The following is a 15,524-nucleotide window of genomic DNA, read 5'->3' on the forward strand; positions in this document are numbered from 1 at the left end:
AATAACAAAGCCTGGGCTTGGGAAAGTCCGGGCTTTGCGCATAAAAAAAGGTTGTGCCAGCATTTTGACACAACCTCAAATCCCTTAACCTATCCTAATAATGCTGCTTATTGTCACCTATTTAGAAGCGAAATCATTATATTTGCGCCCATATATGCCAATACGTTGACTAAGCGATGGCAAAACAGCTGCTGAAACAATAAGAGAGACAGAGAGGGAACTTCCGGCTCATTGCTCAAGCCACGGTAAACATATTATTTTTTGTTTGATGCTCAAATTAGTTTTAAGTCTTTTGCTACCCGGCACGCCTCAATAGAGTTTTTCACTTGAAGTTTGCCTAAAATTTCCTGTCTGTGCCGACTAACTGTATTTATGCTGATAGAAAGAGTTTCGGCTATTTTCTTACTTGTCAGCCCTTTGCCTATGAGACTCAATACCTGCTTTTCTCTGACGGACAGAATCCTTGTGCTGTCCTGTTTGCCAATTTCTGTCATTTGACCGTTGGCTGAATTGATTATCAGGCATTTGGCTGGAATATCAAACAGTAAAGGGCTATAAAGGCATAAAGCCAGCCACAGCGTGTCGTTAGAAGGGGCAGAAACATAGAACATCCGATGCAATACTGATATATAATTATTTTTGCCGTGCTTCATACGAAGTTTGCTTATCAGATAATAATCAGTGCGTTTGCTCTTGGGCTGGTGTTTGACAAAATGGAAAAAACACAATTCTTGTAAGTGCTTCCCTGCCAAATCGTCAGGATGAATGAGCTTGAAGATTTCTTTTTCCCAAATGGAAGACACCTTGCCCTCGTCTCCGCATTTATCTATTTCCAGCATTCGGGAAAAACTACCATAATAAATGTAACTCATATTGGTACGCATATCACTCAATACGGCTACCGCACTCTCCATCCGTGCATAGTTGCGCGCTATATCCTTATACTTGTCCAGCAACTCGGAGTATGGTTGTTCTTCCGCAAAATCCTGTGTGAAAAACTCCTTGCTCAATATATCGATTGTGTCCATAGCCAGAAATAAAAATGGTTATTTATAATCATTGTGCAGTATATAACAATACCCTACCTTTGCAAAGGTAAAAAAACTAAATGGTTGTTTATGATAAGTGAGAAGGAAAAGTGCCGGCAAGGAAAACTGTACGATGCCAATAATGATGCGGAATTGATAGCCGAAAGGCAGGCATGCAAGGCATTGTGCCATGAATATAATCATCTACTGCCATCGGAAACGAAACGCAGGGAAGATATTATTGTCAGTCTATTCGGAAAATCGGGGCATAGTTTCCTGATAGAACAGCCGTTCTTCTGTGATTATGGTTATAATATAGAGATTGGCGAAAATTTTTATGCCAATGTGAACTGTGTTATCTTGGACGAAGCAAAAGTTAAGTTCGGTGATAATGTGTTCATTGCTCCGGGTTGTGGGTTTTATACTGCCGGACATCCTTTTGATGTGGAGCAAAGAAATCGCGGACTTGAATATGCACGGCCGATTAGCATAGGCAATAATGTATGGATAGGAGCGCACGTTTGCGTCTTACCGGGAGTTATGATAGGCGACAACTGTGTCATCGGTGCGGGAAGTGTGGTAAATAAAGATATTCCGGCAGGAACATTGGCAGTCGGGAATCCTTGCCGTGTTATTCGAAAATTATAACATTAACAATATATTGAGAAATGAAAAAGTTACTATTGAGTGGAATGATGATTGCTGCTTCATTTACCTGCATGGCGCAATCATTGGAAAAGATGCAATGGTTCAATGAACCTGAACAATGGAAAATTGAGAACAATTCGCTTTCGATGCATGTTACTCCCCAGACTGATTATTGGCGTATATCCCACTATGGATTTACAGTGGATGATGCCCCGTTTCTGTACACATTGCGCGGCGGGGAATTTGAAGTGAAGGTAAAAATATCCGGCGATTACAAGACCCGTTTCGACCAGTCGGGACTGATGTTGCGCATCGACCACGAGAACTATATCAAGGCCGGTATTGAGTTCGTGGACGGGAAATATAATCTTAGTACCGTTGTAACTCATCATACAAGTGACTGGAGCATTATATCTTTGGATAAGCCCGTCCCGTTTGTATGGATTAAGGCGGTACGCCGACTGGATGCCGTAGAGATTTTCTATTCTTTTGATGATAAGGAATACACGATGATGCGCAACGCTTGGCTGCAAGACAATCATCCCGTCATGGTAGGGATAATGGGAGCTTGCCCTGACGGTAACGGTTTCAAAGCCAAATTTGAGAATCTCTCAATTAAGCATTTGCCAGATTTGCGCAGGGTTGAATGGCTAAAGAAAAACTAAATATCAAAAACAACAAGCATTGCTGTCCACTCCGGACACCGTTCCTTCAGTAACTTCATAGCCAATTCATTGTCGGCTATTGCAGCATACTGCTTTTTTGAAAAGAAACCCGTCATTGATGCAAATCTTATCAATGACGGGCAATTTTGCATTTTCTAATTGTATATCGAATTCCTTTAGATGCTGTGCCACCTATTGATTCAACATTTACAGGAATACAGATGGAGGTCAATACTGTACAATCAGAAATAAGCTTTATCATTACATTTGCCTTCTATCGATTTCAAAAGAGAGTTATTTTCAATAATTACAGTTTTCAAAGAAGCACAGTAAGGCTTTCTTTCGTCCATAATCTAAAAAGGCTGCAAAGGAAGATACTGTTTTCGGTTATAAACGAAAAGTCCATTCAGGGCAAGCAAGTGGACACTTCCTTTTTGCATCCCCTCCATTATCGGCCGGATATTCTCTCTTATAGAATCATCATTCCCTTAACCTATCCTAATAATCCACCTTGCTGTCACTCATTTAGAATTGAATTTATTATCTTTGTCGCGTTGTGTGCCATGCATCCGCGTAATGCCGAAGCAGGCAATATGGCCTGTCGCGACAGACACTGGACTTCAGCGCGACAAACACCAGTGTCTGACGTGACAAACACTGGACTCTGACACGACAGACACCGGTGTCTGTCAATAAGCATTAAGCAACTGGAAATAAGAAGATTATAAAATAAAGAATTTCATCTGAATGAAACAGTACAAAACCGTAAACAACCTTGTAGGCTGGATTACCTTCCTCATTGCAGCGACGGTCTACTGCATGACCATCGAACCTACTGCAAGCTTTTGGGACTGCCCGGAGTTCATCACCACCGGCTATAAGCTGGAAGTAGGACACCCGCCCGGCGCACCGTTCTTCATGCTGGTAGCCAACCTATTCTCACAATTTGCTTCCGATGCCTCCACCGTTGCCAAGATGGTGAACTACATGAGCGCGCTGATGAGCGGCGCATGTATCCTGTTCCTTTTCTGGAGCATCACGCACCTGGTACGCAAACTTGTGGTGACAGACGAAAACAATATCACACGCGGCCAGATGGTTACCATCATGGGTAGCGGTCTGGTGGGCGCACTTGCCTACACGTTCAGCGATACCTTCTGGTTCAGCGCTGTGGAAGGCGAGGTGTATGCCTTCTCCTCACTGTTCACTGCCGTCGTATTCTGGCTCATACTGAAATGGGAGGACGTTGCCAACGAGCCTCACAGTGACCGCTGGCTGATTCTTATCGCCTACCTGACGGGACTTTCCATCGGCGTGCACTTGCTGAACCTGCTCTGCCTGCCCGCCATCGTACTGGTATATTACTACAAGAAAGTACCCAATGCCAATGCCCGAGGCTCCCTGCTGGCATTGCTCGCTTCGGGCATACTGGTAGCAGCCGTACTCTACGGCATCGTGCCGGGTATCGTGAAAGTGGGGGGCTGGTTCGAACTGCTCTTCGTCAACACGCTGGGCATGTCCTTCAACACGGGTGTCATCGTATATATCATCCTGTTGGCAGCCTGCCTCATCTGGGGTATCTACGAAAGCTACACCGAACGCAACAAGGCACGTATGGCACTCTCGTTCATACTCACCATCGCCATGCTGGGTATCCCGTTCTACGGACACGGCACCAGCTCGGTAGTTATCGGTGTCATTGTCATTGCCGCATTGTGGCTCTACCTCCGTCCGAAGACGCAGGCAGCCGTCAAGGAGAAACTCCGTGTATCGGCACGCACGCTGAACACCTCGCTGCTCTGCACCATGATGATTGTCATCGGATATTCCTCGTATGCACTTATCGTTATCCGCTCCACCGCCAACACGCCGATGGACCAGAATTCTCCGGAGGACATCTTCACACTGGGCGAATACCTGGGACGCGAGCAGTATGGCACACGTCCGCTGTTCTACGGCCCTGCCTTCACCTCGCAAGTGGCGCTCGACGTGAAAGACGGCTACTGCGAACCGCGTATCAAGTACAACGGCACGAAGTTCATCCGCAAGGAGAAAGCTACGCCCGAGGAAAAGGATTCGTACATCGAAATCCCCGGACGCATTGAGTACGAATACGCCCAGAACATGCTGTTCCCCCGTATGTACAGCAGCGCTCACACGCAGCAATACCAAGCTTGGCAGGACATCAAGGGCTACGACGTGCCCTACGACAAATGCGGCAACATGATAATGGTGAACATGCCCACACAGTGGGAAAACATCAAGTTCTTCTTCTCCTACCAGCTCAACTGGATGTACTGGCGCTACTTCATGTGGAACTTCGCCGGACGCCAGAACGACATACAAGGCAGCGGGGAAATAGAACACGGCAACTGGATTACGGGCATCTCCTTTATCGACAACTGGCTGGTGGGCGACCAGAGCCTGCTGCCCGCCGAGTTGCGCGACAACAAGGGGCACAACGTCTTCTACTGCCTGCCGTTGCTGCTGGGCATCATCGGCCTGCTGTGGCAAGCCTACCGCGGACAGAAAGGCATCCAACAATTCTGGGTGGTCTTCTTCCTATTCTTCATGACCGGTATCGCCATCGTGCTCTACCTGAACCAGACCCCGAGCCAGCCGCGCGAACGCGACTACGCCTACGCCGGCTCGTTCTACGCCTTTGCCATCTGGATTGGCATGGGTGTGGCAGGACTTATACAAACAGCGGACAAGCGGATGAGGAAACAAGACTACAAGGAGGCAGGTGAGGCAAGTGATGCCAATGCGTTTGTGCCCTCGTCAACGTGTGCCCTCGTCATCTCATTCGTTTGCCTCCTTGTCCCCATACAGATGGCAAGCCAGACTTGGGATGACCACGACCGTAGCGACCGATACATGGCACGCGACTTCGGGCAGAACTACCTGATGTCACTGCAAGAAAGCGGAAACCCGATTATCTATACCAACGGCGACAACGATACCTTCCCCCTCTGGTACAACCAAGAGACCGAAGGTTTCCGCACCGACGCCCGTACCTGCAACCTCTCGTACCTGCAGACCGACTGGTACATCGACCAGATGAAGCGTCCTGCCTACGACAGTCCTTCCCTCCCCATCACGTGGGACCGTATGGAGTACGTGGAAGGCACCAACGAATACATCCCCATCCAGCCGGAATACAAGAAAAGCATCGACCAGCTCTATGCCGAAGCCGAGAAGCAGGCACTGGACGGTAATCAAGAAGCGCTGGTAAACGTGAAGAAGGAATTCGGAGACAACCCTTACGAGCTGAAGAACATCCTGAAGCACTGGATACGCGCCCCCAAGGACAAGGACCTGAAGGTGATTCCTACCGACAGCATCGTTATCAAGGTGGACAAGGAAGCCGTGCGCCGCAGCGGCATGATGATACCGGGCGACTCAATCCCCGACTACATGCACATCTCGCTGAAAGGCAAGCGCGCCCTCTACAAGAGCGAGCTGATGATGCTCGAGATGCTGAGCGAGGCCAACTGGGAACGCCCCATCTACATCGCCGTCAGCGTAGGCAGGGAGAACCAGCTGAACATGGAGAACCACTTCGTTCAGGAAGGACTTGCCTATCGTTTCACTCCGTTCGACACCGGCAAGACGGGCGTGACGATAGACTCCGAAAAGATGTACGACAACCTGATGAACAAATTCAAGTTCGGCGGCATCGACAAGCCGGGCATCTACATCGACGAGAACGCCATGCGCATGTGCCACTCTCACCGCCGCATCTTCTCGCAGCTTGTGCAGCAGCTGATGCGCGAAGGCAAGAAAGACAAGGCTAAAGCTGCCCTGGACTATGCCGAAAAGATGATTCCCGCCTACAATGTGTCTTACGACTGGCAGAACGGTGCCGTACAGATGGCAGAAGCCTACTACCAGCTAGGCCAAACCGACAAGGCGGACGAGATGATGAAAGCCCTTGCCGACAAGGCCATAGAATACCTGACCTGGTATCTGAGCCTGGACAACAACCGCTTCATGATTTCTACACGTGAATTTGAATACCACTGGGCTGTACTCGATGCCGAAGTAAAGGCTATGAAGAAGTACAACTCCAAGCTCACCGAAACCTACGAGCCGAAAGTGGAAGAACTGTATAATATGTATGCGGACAGAATGAAATAGGAGCATTCAACCATAATAAGAGAAGTCTTAATTATAATGTATTCACTAACAAACCATCCTCAAACCTCCCCTCCCCTGTGTAGGGAGGGGTTGGGGGAGAGGCTTTAATTATGTTTATAGAACAACCTCCTGAGTTTTTTCGTAAACTATACCCCGGTGCAGTCTGGAGGATGGACCCCAATGAAAAAGCCGTCTATCTGACTTTCGACGACGGCCCCATACCCGAAGTAACTCCTTGGGTGCTCGCTCTGCTGGACAAGCACAATATCAAGGCCACCTTCTTCATGGTAGGCGACAACATACGGAAGCATCCGGACGAATTCCGGATGGTTGTTGAACGCGGACACCGCATCGGTAACCACACCTTCAACCATATCCGTGGTTTTGAATACACAGCCAAAAATTATCTGGGAAACACCGAGCAGGCGAAAATCTTCATGGAAATGGGCGGAGACATCAATTGCAATGTGGAGAAGGTACTCTACCCTCTCTTGTTCCGTCCTCCCCACGGCCACATGTTCGCCAACCAATACCTCACGCTGAAACGCACCTACAAGATTGTGATGTGGGACCTCGTGACACGCGACTACAGCAAAAAGCTGCGCGGCCCGCAAGTGCTTGCCAACGTGATGCGCTACGCCCGCAACGGCTCCATCATCACCTTTCACGATTCTTTGAAATCCTGGCGCAACGGAAACCTGCAGTACGCACTTCCGCGTGCCATTGACTTTCTGAAAGAAGAAGGGTACGAATTCAAAGTGCTGTAAAATCCGGCCGGGAATGACACGGCTCTTTTATTCAAGAAAGCTAGAAGAAGGAGTTAGAGGGAGTTAAATGGAGAGTTATCGCCCTTCTGGCTCAGGAGCTAGAAGCCGACAGTTCTATCAATGTAGAGCGATACTATCGGCCTCTGGCTTTTAACTCCCTTGAATGACAACCAAAGGATTATTTGACTTCAATTGTCAGCGGATTGCGCACCTTCTGTGCAAATGCTGCCATATAGCTGTTCCAGGCTTCAGCAGTCTTGATGTCCGCACGGTCCCAGGCAAAGCCCCAGTAATACACATAGTCGGCATCCGGCTCATAGTCGCTGACAGCCAGTACATGACCGTCTGCATTGTTACGCATCTTCTTCTCCTCTGCAGAGAACAGCACAGTCTTGGCTTCCTTTACAACGGCAGGAAAAGCGGCCCCCATGAATATCTTGCCATTATCCGATCCGGTAGTGGGATCTACATACGTCATATAGCCACCTGCTGCATCAGCCACCACAGCGCCGTCCGGTTCGTGCAGCACAATGCCGGTAACAATGGGCAAGGATTCCTTTAGACAGCTATACGAAATGGCAGTGCGGTTCAGATGAGAACCGGCATCCAGCGTAATCAGACGTGTTTCCACCACCGTAGTATCCCCTTTCACAGCCAGCGGATTGAACTCCAGCTTCACCGTAAAACGCAAGGGGCCGTTGTCCAGCACTTCCTGCGTCTTATAGCACCACGGATAGATAATGGTATCATTCACCATCAGTGCAGATACCCCGGCTCCCAGTGTGGGGCCTACTGCATAGCAGTCCATGCCATAACCGTGGTCTATATGATAGGAGAATGTGCGTACCAGTTCACCGGCCGCCTTCGGGTCTGTCTTGCGCAATTCGTTTACCTGCTTCCAGGAGTCTGCATCCAGCTCTTTGGCATACATGTCTTCCAATACCGGTGCAGCAGTGCCCCGCTTCGTGAACAAGTCGTAGCCGAAGCCACGTTCACCCCTTGCCTGCAACGCAGGACCGTAGGCACGGAAACCCACCAAGTCGTTCTCCCAGGCCATGTCGTCCAGACGTTCGGGAAATTGACGCCCGCAAGCCCTTACCTCCACATCGACGGGAGTACCGGCCTGAATGGTATATGCAGCCGATGCATTGGCGGCTACCGTGGCGGGGAAGATTAGCTTGTCATCATAGGTCACTTGGTAGGGAACTTGTTCCCCCTCGACATTCAGAACCACAATCTGTGCGGTGTCTGCCAGATTCAGACGGTTCGAAATCTCGGCCATGGACACCTCTACCATCTCATCGGAACGATCCATCGACAGCGGATTGGTTACCGTAACGGTCACTGTCTTGCTGTCGTTGCAAGCAAGGCAAGACAAGGCCGCCATACATAATAAAAGAAAGTTTTTCATATAATCATTGCTTTTTCCTAATCAGTTATATAACTTTCCTTCAGGCACAGATTTCGCTGATCATACGGATTTTACTTATCTTTTCCGCGTAATCCGCACCTAAAAGAAAAAGGTGACAAGTGACATTACCCCGCCACTTTATCACCTTCTCAACTATCCTTCAGATTTATTTCGGTTGCTTTCCGATGTAAGCCAGAATACCTCCGTCTACATAGAGTACATGACCGTTGACTGCATTAGAAGCTTCGGATGCTAGGAACACTGCCGGACCGGTAAGTTCTTCCGGGTCTAACCAGCGGCCTGCCGGAGTCTTGGCGCAAATGAACGAGTCGAACGGGTGACGGCTTCCGTCAGCTTGCTTTTCGCGCAGCGGAGCAGTCTGCGGAGTAGCAATGTAACCCGGGCCGATACCATTACATTGGATGTTGTATTCACCATATTCAGAGCAGATGTTACGGGTCAGCATCTTCAAACCACCCTTGGCAGCAGCATAGGCCGACACAGTCTCACGGCCCAGTTCGGACATCATGGAGCATATGTTGATGATTTTACCGTGGCCCTTCTTCATCATGGCAGGCAGAACAGCCTTTGATACGATGAACGGAGCATTGAGGTCGATATCGATTACACGGCGGAAGTCAGCAGCCTCCATCTCGTGCATAGGAACACGGCGAATGATACCGGCATTGTTCACGAGGATATCAACGGAACCTACTTCCTTTTCAATCTGGGCTACCATAGCCTGAACAGCAGGTTCGTCTGTCACATCACATACATAACCGCGTGCCTTGATGCCCTTTTCAGTATAGGCGGCCAAGCCTTTGTCTACCAACTCCTGGTTAATGTCGTTGAAACAGATAGTTGCTCCCTGCTCTGCAAAAGCTGAAGCGATAGCAAAACCGATACCGTAAGAAGCACCTGTGACAAGGGCTACTTTACCTTCCAAAGAAAAATTCAAATACGGATTCATAATGTAAAATTATTAAGTTTAAATAAGTGATATTCTATTTATGTACGATTTGCAAGTAGTTTATACTCAATGGAAACTTTATCTTGGGAGAATGCCTTCTCTATAAGGAAATCGCAACGGATGTTTTTCGTATCGTAGCTTTTTACATCATCCGGATGCTCAGCATAGCGATTTTCATAGCTCGTTTTCATGATTGCACTACATCTAATAGGTTATAACTTCAGTCATCAAAGATGCCTCGTTTGCGTACACGATGCAAATGTAGCAAAAGAAAACGGAGAAACCGTATAAATTTGTATCAATTATATAGCAATATCGTTCAAAGATTCGTGAAAAGGAAAAATGGGGTTGTCGTGTCACCTATATTTGGCACCGAAATCGCGTCTGTTTTTTTCGATGCCTATTTAGAAGTAACAAAAAAACCCACTAAAACTTACGATTTTAGTGGGTTTTTAGCTGCAATTGGCTGTATCGTAGTTGGACTACCAGGATTCGAACCTGGACAAACAGAACCAAAACCTGTTGTGCTACCATTACACCATAGTCCAAACATGAGGCTTTCTGTTAAAAAGCGGTGCAAAGATAAAAGGAAGCCCCGAAATATCCAAATATTTCGGGGCTATTTTTACTTCCGAAGCATTATTTCCTTAATTACTTCTCTTTAAGATACCGTTATTTGGCGATAATCAGATAATAATTCTTCTTTCCGCGCTGTACCAGCAGGTATTTTTCGTCAAGCAGGTCGGCTGTCGTAATCACCTGGTCGAAAGCAGTCAGTTTCTCCTTATTCAGAGAAACGCCGCCGCCTTGCACCAGCTTGCGCATCTCACCCTTGGAAGCGAATACAGCAGCATTATCCACGAATAAATCCACCGCCTTTACACCGGCTGCCAGTGCATCACGGGATATTTCAAACTGGGGAACCCCCTCGAACACAGCCAGCAACGTATCTTCGTCCAACTTCTTCAGCGCGTCGGAAGTTGCATTGCCAAACAAGATGTTGGATGCATCCACAGCGGCATTGTAGTCCTCTTCGGAGTGAACCATGATAGTGACTTCCCTCGCCAAACACTTCTGAAGGACGCGCAAGTGGGGAGCAGCCTCGTGCTCGGCCGTCAGAGCGTCAATCTCTTCCTTAGACAGTGCGGTGAATATCTTGATATAGCGTTTGGCATCCTCGTCGCTCACGTTCAGCCAGAACTGGTAGAACTTATACGGAGAGGTGTAGCGCGGGTCGAGCCAGATGTTTCCGGACTCTGTCTTACCGAACTTGCCACCGTCAGCCTTCGTAATCAGCGGGCTGGTCAGTGCAAACACCTCCCCGCCGTTCGTACGGCGAATCAGCTCGGCACCGGTGGTGATGTTACCCCACTGGTCGCTGCCACCCATCTGGAGCTTACAACCTTTGGTTTCATACAGATGAAGGAAATCGTATCCCTGCAGCAGCTGGTAGGTGAATTCCGTGAAGGAAAGGCCGTCACGTGCCTCACCGTTCAGACGCTTCTTTACAGAATCTTTCGCCATCATATAGTTCACGGTGATGTGCTTACCCACTTCACGGGCAAAATCGAGGAAAGTGAAGTTTTTCATCCAATCGTAGTTGTTCACCAACTCGGCACGGTTGGGGGCATCCGAATCAAAATCCAGAAACTTGGAAAGTTGCGCCTTCATGCCGGCCAGGTTGCGCTGCAACGTCTCTTCCGTAAGCAGATTGCGTTCGGCAGACTTTCCGGAAGGGTCACCAATCATACCCGTAGCACCGCCTATCAGCGCCAACGGCTTGTGTCCGCAACGCTGAAAGTGACGCAGAATCATCACACTGCAAAGGTGCCCAATGTGCAAAGAGTCCGCAGTAGGGTCGAAACCAATGTATGCAGTCACTTGTTCCTTAGCCAGAAGTTCTTCCGTACCCGGCATCATATCGTGGAGCATGCCACGCCATCTTAATTCTTCTACAAAATTCATCGAATGATTAAGTTATCTGATTAATTATTTAAGTGATTATCTATGAATTGTTTGATTCCTATCTTAATCTGCGCAAAAATACGACTCTTTATTTGAAGAAACAACTCTTAGGGTTTAAAAAAGACTTTGCAGACATTTCTCCGAAGCGTTTCTCCAAGCTCTTCGGGAGAGATGCCGCGCACCCTGGCGGCGCGTGCATACAATTCCCCGATGGCAACTTCGCTTTCATCTGTTTCGATGAACAGCCGGTCGGCAGGTATACGGCACAAGGCCGCTTTCTGGTACTTCTCCCCGAATGAAAGGTAAAAGCCATGTTTCAGATACTCCTCCGCCAGCGCTGCCTTGCCGCGGAAACCATGTATTATCCACGGATTCGACGGGCGCAAGTCCCGCTTCACCTTCAGCAGTTCATCGACCGCCTTGACCAGATGAATCACCAGCGGCTTTCCTACTTCCTCCGCCAAGCATGCCTGACGCCTGAACACTTCTACCTGCAAATCCATCGGAGCATCTGCCAGCTTGTCCAGCCCAGCTTCGCCCACGGCAAGTACTTGGGGATGGAGTACTACCCTCTCCAGGCCGCATACTCTACTAGCCACAACATTCTCTGCTACTGAATGGTCACCTCCACTCCGGCCTATATGCCAGGGATGTATTCCCACCGAATACCATCCGCCGCTCTGTGGAGAGAACGCTTCGGGATAGCAATTCACAATGGCCGCTCCGCGCACTTGCGGGAGCCGATGCGTATGTATGTCTACTGGAATATTCATGGAACGGGATCATATCCGGAACCTCCCCAAGGATGGCAGCGCAGAATACGCCTTATTGCCAGCTTCCCCCCCTTGAAAGGTCCGTGTTTCTTGATGGCCTCCACCGCATATTGCGAACAAGTGGGGGTGAAACGGCATGAAGGCCCTATCATGGGTGATATGCACTTCTGATAGAAATAAATGGGAAGTAGCAACAGATATGAAAGCAGACGCTTCATGGTATCTGGGGAGTTTGCGTGGCTTCAGCATTCGCTGCCACCTTCTCGGCAATGCGTGCCAAAGCAGTCTTCATACGGTCTTCGATAACGGAAGAATCCACCAACTGGTCTGAAAGATAGATGAAAGCGACGGCCAGACGGCATTTCTTTTCCGCCAATACTGCCAGCAGTCCTTGTTTGTTCATGCGGTAGGCTTCACGTATCTGGCGTTTCACGCGGTTGCGCTTCACCGCCCGCTTGAAACGACGCTTCGAAACACTGATAAGAATGGAGGCAGACACTTCCAGTTCCTCCACCGGCAGATAAACCACACGCAAAGGGAAGACCGAAAACGAGCGCGAACCGCCCGCAAACATCTTCTCTATTACTTTCTTCTTGTCCAACCGTTCGGACTTGCGCAAGGTATTTGGCATGAGCTATAAGTTATGAGTTATAAGTTATGAGTTATAAGGGTGATACAAAAAAGGAGCTACAAGTACCTGGCGACATAAAAGCACAACCACTTGTAGCTCAATTTTATAAATCCACCGTTACTACTACAAGCCATAAGCAAATCACTCATAACTTATAACTCATAACTCTTTTTTTACTTTCCTTTATTATTCTCCTTGATAAACATGTCAAGCGCCGCCGTCATTGAGGGAGCTTGCACGCTGGGGGCTTCCAAGTCAAGACGAAGTCCGGCATCACGGACTGCCTGGGCGGTGGTAGAGCCGAATGTACCAATTTTAATCTCCTTCTGGTCAAAATCAGGGAAATTCTTCTTCAAGGCACTGATACCTGCCGGACTGAAGAACACCAGCATGTCATAATCAAATGCCTCATCTGGAGCAAAATCATTGCTGACGGTTCTATACATGACAGCTTCCGTATGCTGAATCTTATTCTTATCCAGCAGATTCTTCACGTCATCATTGTGTACATCCGACATTGGCACCAAGTACTTTTCAGCCTTATGCTTAACAATGGAAGGTATCAAATCGTCAATCTTCCCGGTGTTTCCGAAGAAAATCTTACGCTTACGATACTGCACATACTTTTGGATATACAAAGCAACGGCCTCCGTCACGCAGAAATACTTCATTGTTTCGGGAATTGTCACACGCAATTCCGTACATAAGTGGAAGAAATGATCAATGGCATGACGCGAAGTAAAAATAACGGCAGTATGGTCCAAAACCGAAATTTTCTGTTGTCTGAACTCTTTCGCTGAAAGGCTCTCCACTTTGATAAATGGGCGAAAATCTATCTTCACACCATATTTCTCGGCAATGTCGTAGTAAGGAGATTTCTCTGATGCCGGTTTCGGCTGCGACACAAGTACTTTCTTAATTTTCAACGTCCTAAAATTTTATTATCAAAAAATCGTTTAGCTGAATCACACCTTGATACAAAACAAAGCAAGGAATGATTTCGAGGGCACAAAAGTACAAAATTAAAAGTGAACTGCCATATAAATTGTTACAAAAAAGCTTTAGCCACTTGTATAACATCAATATTTTAGCAAAAAAGGCTAAAATCAATCCGATTACTATTGTCAACTGCAAACTCAAATCGAAATAGACTATGAATAGAGCAAACGGGAAAAGGGCGAATCCCAAATAATAAAGTAGCGTAGAATAGGACTCGAGCCATAACGTCGTAACACTTTCGTCAAAAAAAATCCAACCCAGAAAAGAGTAGAGCATCCACTTCAAGCACAAATAGAGGAGACACACACCGATGTAAATCCCCAGCAGAAGTCCCGGCGGCACATGGTGTACCAGTTCCGGCTGTATATCATTGAAGTAGCTGAAGATACAGACACCCGCAAGGATACAGGTCTGCAAGATGAGCAACAACAGATAGCGCATGTCGGCGGCTGTGGAAGTGGCAAATATGCTGGTACGTTCGCGATGGAGCAGGAAGTCCTTCACCAGTTGCAGCAGAAACTTGCGGCTGCGTGACAAGACATAGGCCGACAGAAAGAAGCAGCACAAAAGGACCACGGTGATGCCATCGTCCATTCTCGGAGAATACGGAATGGGGATCCCCTCCGTCCCCACTACTGCCCAAGCCATCAACAGCCCTATCATATTGCAGCGAATTTACGGATAGAGGCGTCCCACAAAGGAGTGGTATGTATCAGCTCCACAGCTTCCTGCGGTGTCTGCGCCACATGCCAGATAGCACCGTGCTGCGTACGCATGAAGTTTTCGTCCACTGCCTGCCGAAGCATATCGAGCAGAGGGGCAAAATAATTCTTGACGTTCAGTATCACAATCGGATTCAGATACAATCCAAGTTGCTTCCAAGTAATGATTTCCAGCAGTTCTTCCAGCGTGCCGCAACCACCGGGCAGGGCAATGACAGCATCGCTCAAGTCGGCCATTGTCTTTTTCCGTTCGTGCATGCTTTCCACTTCCACGAGTCGGGTAAGTCCGGTGTGATGCCATCCCTGCTCCACCATGAAACGAGGGATGACTCCCGTCACCTTGCCCCCTGCCTGAAGCACCGCATCCGACACGGCAGACATCAGTCCCATGTTTCCCGCACCATTAATCAAACGGATGTGTTTTTGCCCCAGCAGAGTGCCCAACTCACGGGCTGCATCGAAATAAACGGAATCTATCTTTGTGCTCGAAGCACAATATACGCATACGGAATTTATCTTGTTCATCATCTTGTTACCTCCTTTTTTAGGTACCGCCACAAAGGTACATGATTTCGGGGAGATTTGAAACAAATTTCTTTCTTCCCACTTACGTCGGGGGATTTTTCATGAATCAATAACGGATTATGTGTGCCGCAGGCACTGGTAAGGCACATTAAACAGGGCTACACCCTTTGCCCCGGATAGCTACACCCTTTGGGATAAATGGCTACACCATGTCAAGGAAAGGGTGTAGCCTTATATAAAAGGTAAAATTCCCCGCTGACATATAGTGATGAAAGCAGGG

General features: G+C 48.1%; 15 protein-coding genes, 1 tRNA gene and 3 pseudogenes. 7 read left to right on the forward strand and 12 right to left on the reverse strand.

What is annotated here, in order from left to right; genetic code table 11:
* The coding region (locus tag M1B78_RS09610) for a hypothetical protein (protein WP_257940538.1) at window positions 1-195 on the forward strand (195 nt) is incomplete at its 5' end.
* 77 nt (window positions 196-272) lie between these two features.
* On the opposite strand, the gene M1B78_RS09615 is transcribed toward M1B78_RS09610, so the two are convergent.
* Window positions 273-1,028, reverse strand: coding sequence for a response regulator transcription factor (locus tag M1B78_RS09615; RefSeq protein ID WP_257940539.1), 756 nt, complete (start codon window positions 1,026-1,028; stop codon window positions 273-275).
* Between the two features lie 90 nt (window positions 1,029-1,118).
* Here M1B78_RS09615 and M1B78_RS09620 point away from each other — a divergent pair, with 90 nt between their 5' ends.
* The 6 genes and pseudogenes from M1B78_RS09620 to M1B78_RS09635 all read left to right on the forward strand — a co-directional run bounded on the left by M1B78_RS09620 (window position 1,119) and on the right by M1B78_RS09635 (window position 7,248).
* Complete coding sequence (locus M1B78_RS09620; protein WP_136009160.1) at window positions 1,119-1,676, forward strand: sugar O-acetyltransferase; 558 nt, start codon at window positions 1,119-1,121, stop codon at window positions 1,674-1,676.
* A gap of 20 nt (window positions 1,677-1,696) precedes the next feature.
* A complete protein-coding gene (locus M1B78_RS09625; protein WP_257930310.1) occupies window positions 1,697-2,341 on the forward strand; it encodes a DUF1349 domain-containing protein in 645 nt (214 codons plus the stop codon).
* A gap of 27 nt (window positions 2,342-2,368) precedes the next feature.
* Window positions 2,369-2,500, forward strand: a pseudogene (locus tag M1B78_RS18765) (IS982 family transposase); the annotation flags it as partial.
* A 588-nt stretch (window positions 2,501-3,088) separates the two neighbouring features.
* Window positions 3,089-5,042: pseudogene (locus M1B78_RS18875) on the forward strand (glycosyltransferase family 117 protein); the annotation flags it as partial.
* 101 nt (window positions 5,043-5,143) lie between these two features.
* Window positions 5,144-6,481 (forward strand): annotated as a pseudogene (locus M1B78_RS18880) (hypothetical protein); the annotation flags it as partial.
* A 110-nt stretch (window positions 6,482-6,591) separates the two neighbouring features.
* A complete protein-coding gene (locus tag M1B78_RS09635; RefSeq protein ID WP_176468189.1) occupies window positions 6,592-7,248 on the forward strand; it encodes a polysaccharide deacetylase family protein in 657 nt (218 codons plus the stop codon).
* Window positions 7,249-7,426: 178 nt separating this feature from the next.
* Here M1B78_RS09635 and M1B78_RS09640 read toward each other — a convergent pair whose 3' ends face one another.
* From M1B78_RS09640 to M1B78_RS09690, 11 genes are all read right to left on the reverse strand, one after another.
* Window positions 7,427-8,659: a DUF4861 domain-containing protein gene (locus M1B78_RS09640; protein ID WP_257940541.1), complete on the reverse strand. Its 1,233-nt coding sequence runs from the start codon at window positions 8,657-8,659 to the stop codon at window positions 7,427-7,429.
* 166 nt (window positions 8,660-8,825) lie between these two features.
* Entirely contained in the window at window positions 8,826-9,629 is an 804-nt protein-coding gene (locus tag M1B78_RS09645) for a gluconate 5-dehydrogenase (protein WP_016272247.1), read from the reverse strand.
* A gap of 38 nt (window positions 9,630-9,667) precedes the next feature.
* Window positions 9,668-9,820 (reverse strand): 5-keto-4-deoxyuronate isomerase, encoded by a 153-nt coding sequence (locus M1B78_RS09650; RefSeq protein WP_035457530.1) that lies wholly within the window; start codon window positions 9,818-9,820, stop codon window positions 9,668-9,670.
* A 286-nt stretch (window positions 9,821-10,106) separates the two neighbouring features.
* A tRNA-Gln gene (locus tag M1B78_RS09655) sits at window positions 10,107-10,177 on the reverse strand.
* Window positions 10,178-10,301: 124 nt separating this feature from the next.
* Entirely contained in the window at window positions 10,302-11,594 is a 1,293-nt protein-coding gene (gene tyrS / locus M1B78_RS09660) for a tyrosine--tRNA ligase (RefSeq protein ID WP_016272246.1), read from the reverse strand.
* Window positions 11,595-11,701: 107 nt separating this feature from the next.
* Complete coding sequence (locus M1B78_RS09665) at window positions 11,702-12,367, reverse strand: TatD family hydrolase (RefSeq protein WP_257930306.1); 666 nt, start codon at window positions 12,365-12,367, stop codon at window positions 11,702-11,704.
* Entirely contained in the window at window positions 12,364-12,585 is a 222-nt protein-coding gene (gene yidD, locus M1B78_RS09670; protein WP_016272244.1) for a membrane protein insertion efficiency factor YidD, read from the reverse strand. Before yidD ends, M1B78_RS09665 begins: the two co-directional genes overlap by 4 nt.
* Window positions 12,582-12,998, reverse strand: coding sequence for a ribonuclease P protein component (rnpA, locus tag M1B78_RS09675; RefSeq protein ID WP_016272243.1), 417 nt, complete (start codon window positions 12,996-12,998; stop codon window positions 12,582-12,584). Before rnpA ends, yidD begins: the two co-directional genes overlap by 4 nt.
* 173 nt (window positions 12,999-13,171) lie before the next feature.
* Window positions 13,172-13,924, reverse strand: a complete 753-nt coding sequence (locus M1B78_RS09680; protein WP_016272242.1) for a uroporphyrinogen-III synthase — start codon at window positions 13,922-13,924, stop codon at window positions 13,172-13,174.
* A 4-nt stretch (window positions 13,925-13,928) separates the two neighbouring features.
* A complete protein-coding gene (locus M1B78_RS09685) occupies window positions 13,929-14,660 on the reverse strand; it encodes a DUF4271 domain-containing protein (RefSeq protein WP_016272241.1) in 732 nt (243 codons plus the stop codon).
* Entirely contained in the window at window positions 14,657-15,244 is a 588-nt protein-coding gene (locus tag M1B78_RS09690) for a TIGR00730 family Rossman fold protein (RefSeq protein WP_136009218.1), read from the reverse strand. Before M1B78_RS09690 ends, M1B78_RS09685 begins: the two co-directional genes overlap by 4 nt.
* Window positions 15,245-15,524: the final 280 nt, after the last annotated feature.

Source organism: Bacteroides muris (ex Fokt et al. 2023), from assembly GCF_024704895.1.
Lineage (GTDB): Bacteria > Bacteroidota > Bacteroidia > Bacteroidales > Bacteroidaceae > Bacteroides > Bacteroides muris.

Bases quoted from the DNA above. Each gene is read 5' to 3' on its own strand.
- M1B78_RS09665 (WP_257930306.1), bottom strand. From the start codon at position 12,367: ATGAATATTCCAGTAGACATACATACGCATCGGCTCCCGCAAGTGCGC.
- M1B78_RS09635 (WP_176468189.1), top strand. From the start codon at position 6,592: ATGTTTATAGAACAACCTCCTGAGTTTTTTCGTAAACTATACCCCGGT.
- M1B78_RS09685 (WP_016272241.1), bottom strand. From the start codon at position 14,660: ATGATAGGGCTGTTGATGGCTTGGGCAGTAGTGGGGACGGAGGGGATC.
- M1B78_RS09640 (WP_257940541.1), bottom strand. From the start codon at position 8,659: ATGAAAAACTTTCTTTTATTATGTATGGCGGCCTTGTCTTGCCTTGCT.
- M1B78_RS09690 (WP_136009218.1), bottom strand. From the start codon at position 15,244: ATGAACAAGATAAATTCCGTATGCGTATATTGTGCTTCGAGCACAAAG.
- M1B78_RS09625 (WP_257930310.1), top strand. From the start codon at position 1,697: ATGAAAAAGTTACTATTGAGTGGAATGATGATTGCTGCTTCATTTACC.
- tyrS (WP_016272246.1), bottom strand. From the start codon at position 11,594: ATGAATTTTGTAGAAGAATTAAGATGGCGTGGCATGCTCCACGATATG.
- M1B78_RS09620 (WP_136009160.1), top strand. From the start codon at position 1,119: ATGATAAGTGAGAAGGAAAAGTGCCGGCAAGGAAAACTGTACGATGCC.
- rnpA (WP_016272243.1), bottom strand. From the start codon at position 12,998: ATGCCAAATACCTTGCGCAAGTCCGAACGGTTGGACAAGAAGAAAGTA.
- M1B78_RS09650 (WP_035457530.1), bottom strand. From the start codon at position 9,820: ATGAAAACGAGCTATGAAAATCGCTATGCTGAGCATCCGGATGATGTA.
- M1B78_RS09645 (WP_016272247.1), bottom strand. From the start codon at position 9,629: ATGAATCCGTATTTGAATTTTTCTTTGGAAGGTAAAGTAGCCCTTGTC.
- yidD (WP_016272244.1), bottom strand. From the start codon at position 12,585: ATGAAGCGTCTGCTTTCATATCTGTTGCTACTTCCCATTTATTTCTAT.
- M1B78_RS09615 (WP_257940539.1), bottom strand. From the start codon at position 1,028: ATGGACACAATCGATATATTGAGCAAGGAGTTTTTCACACAGGATTTT.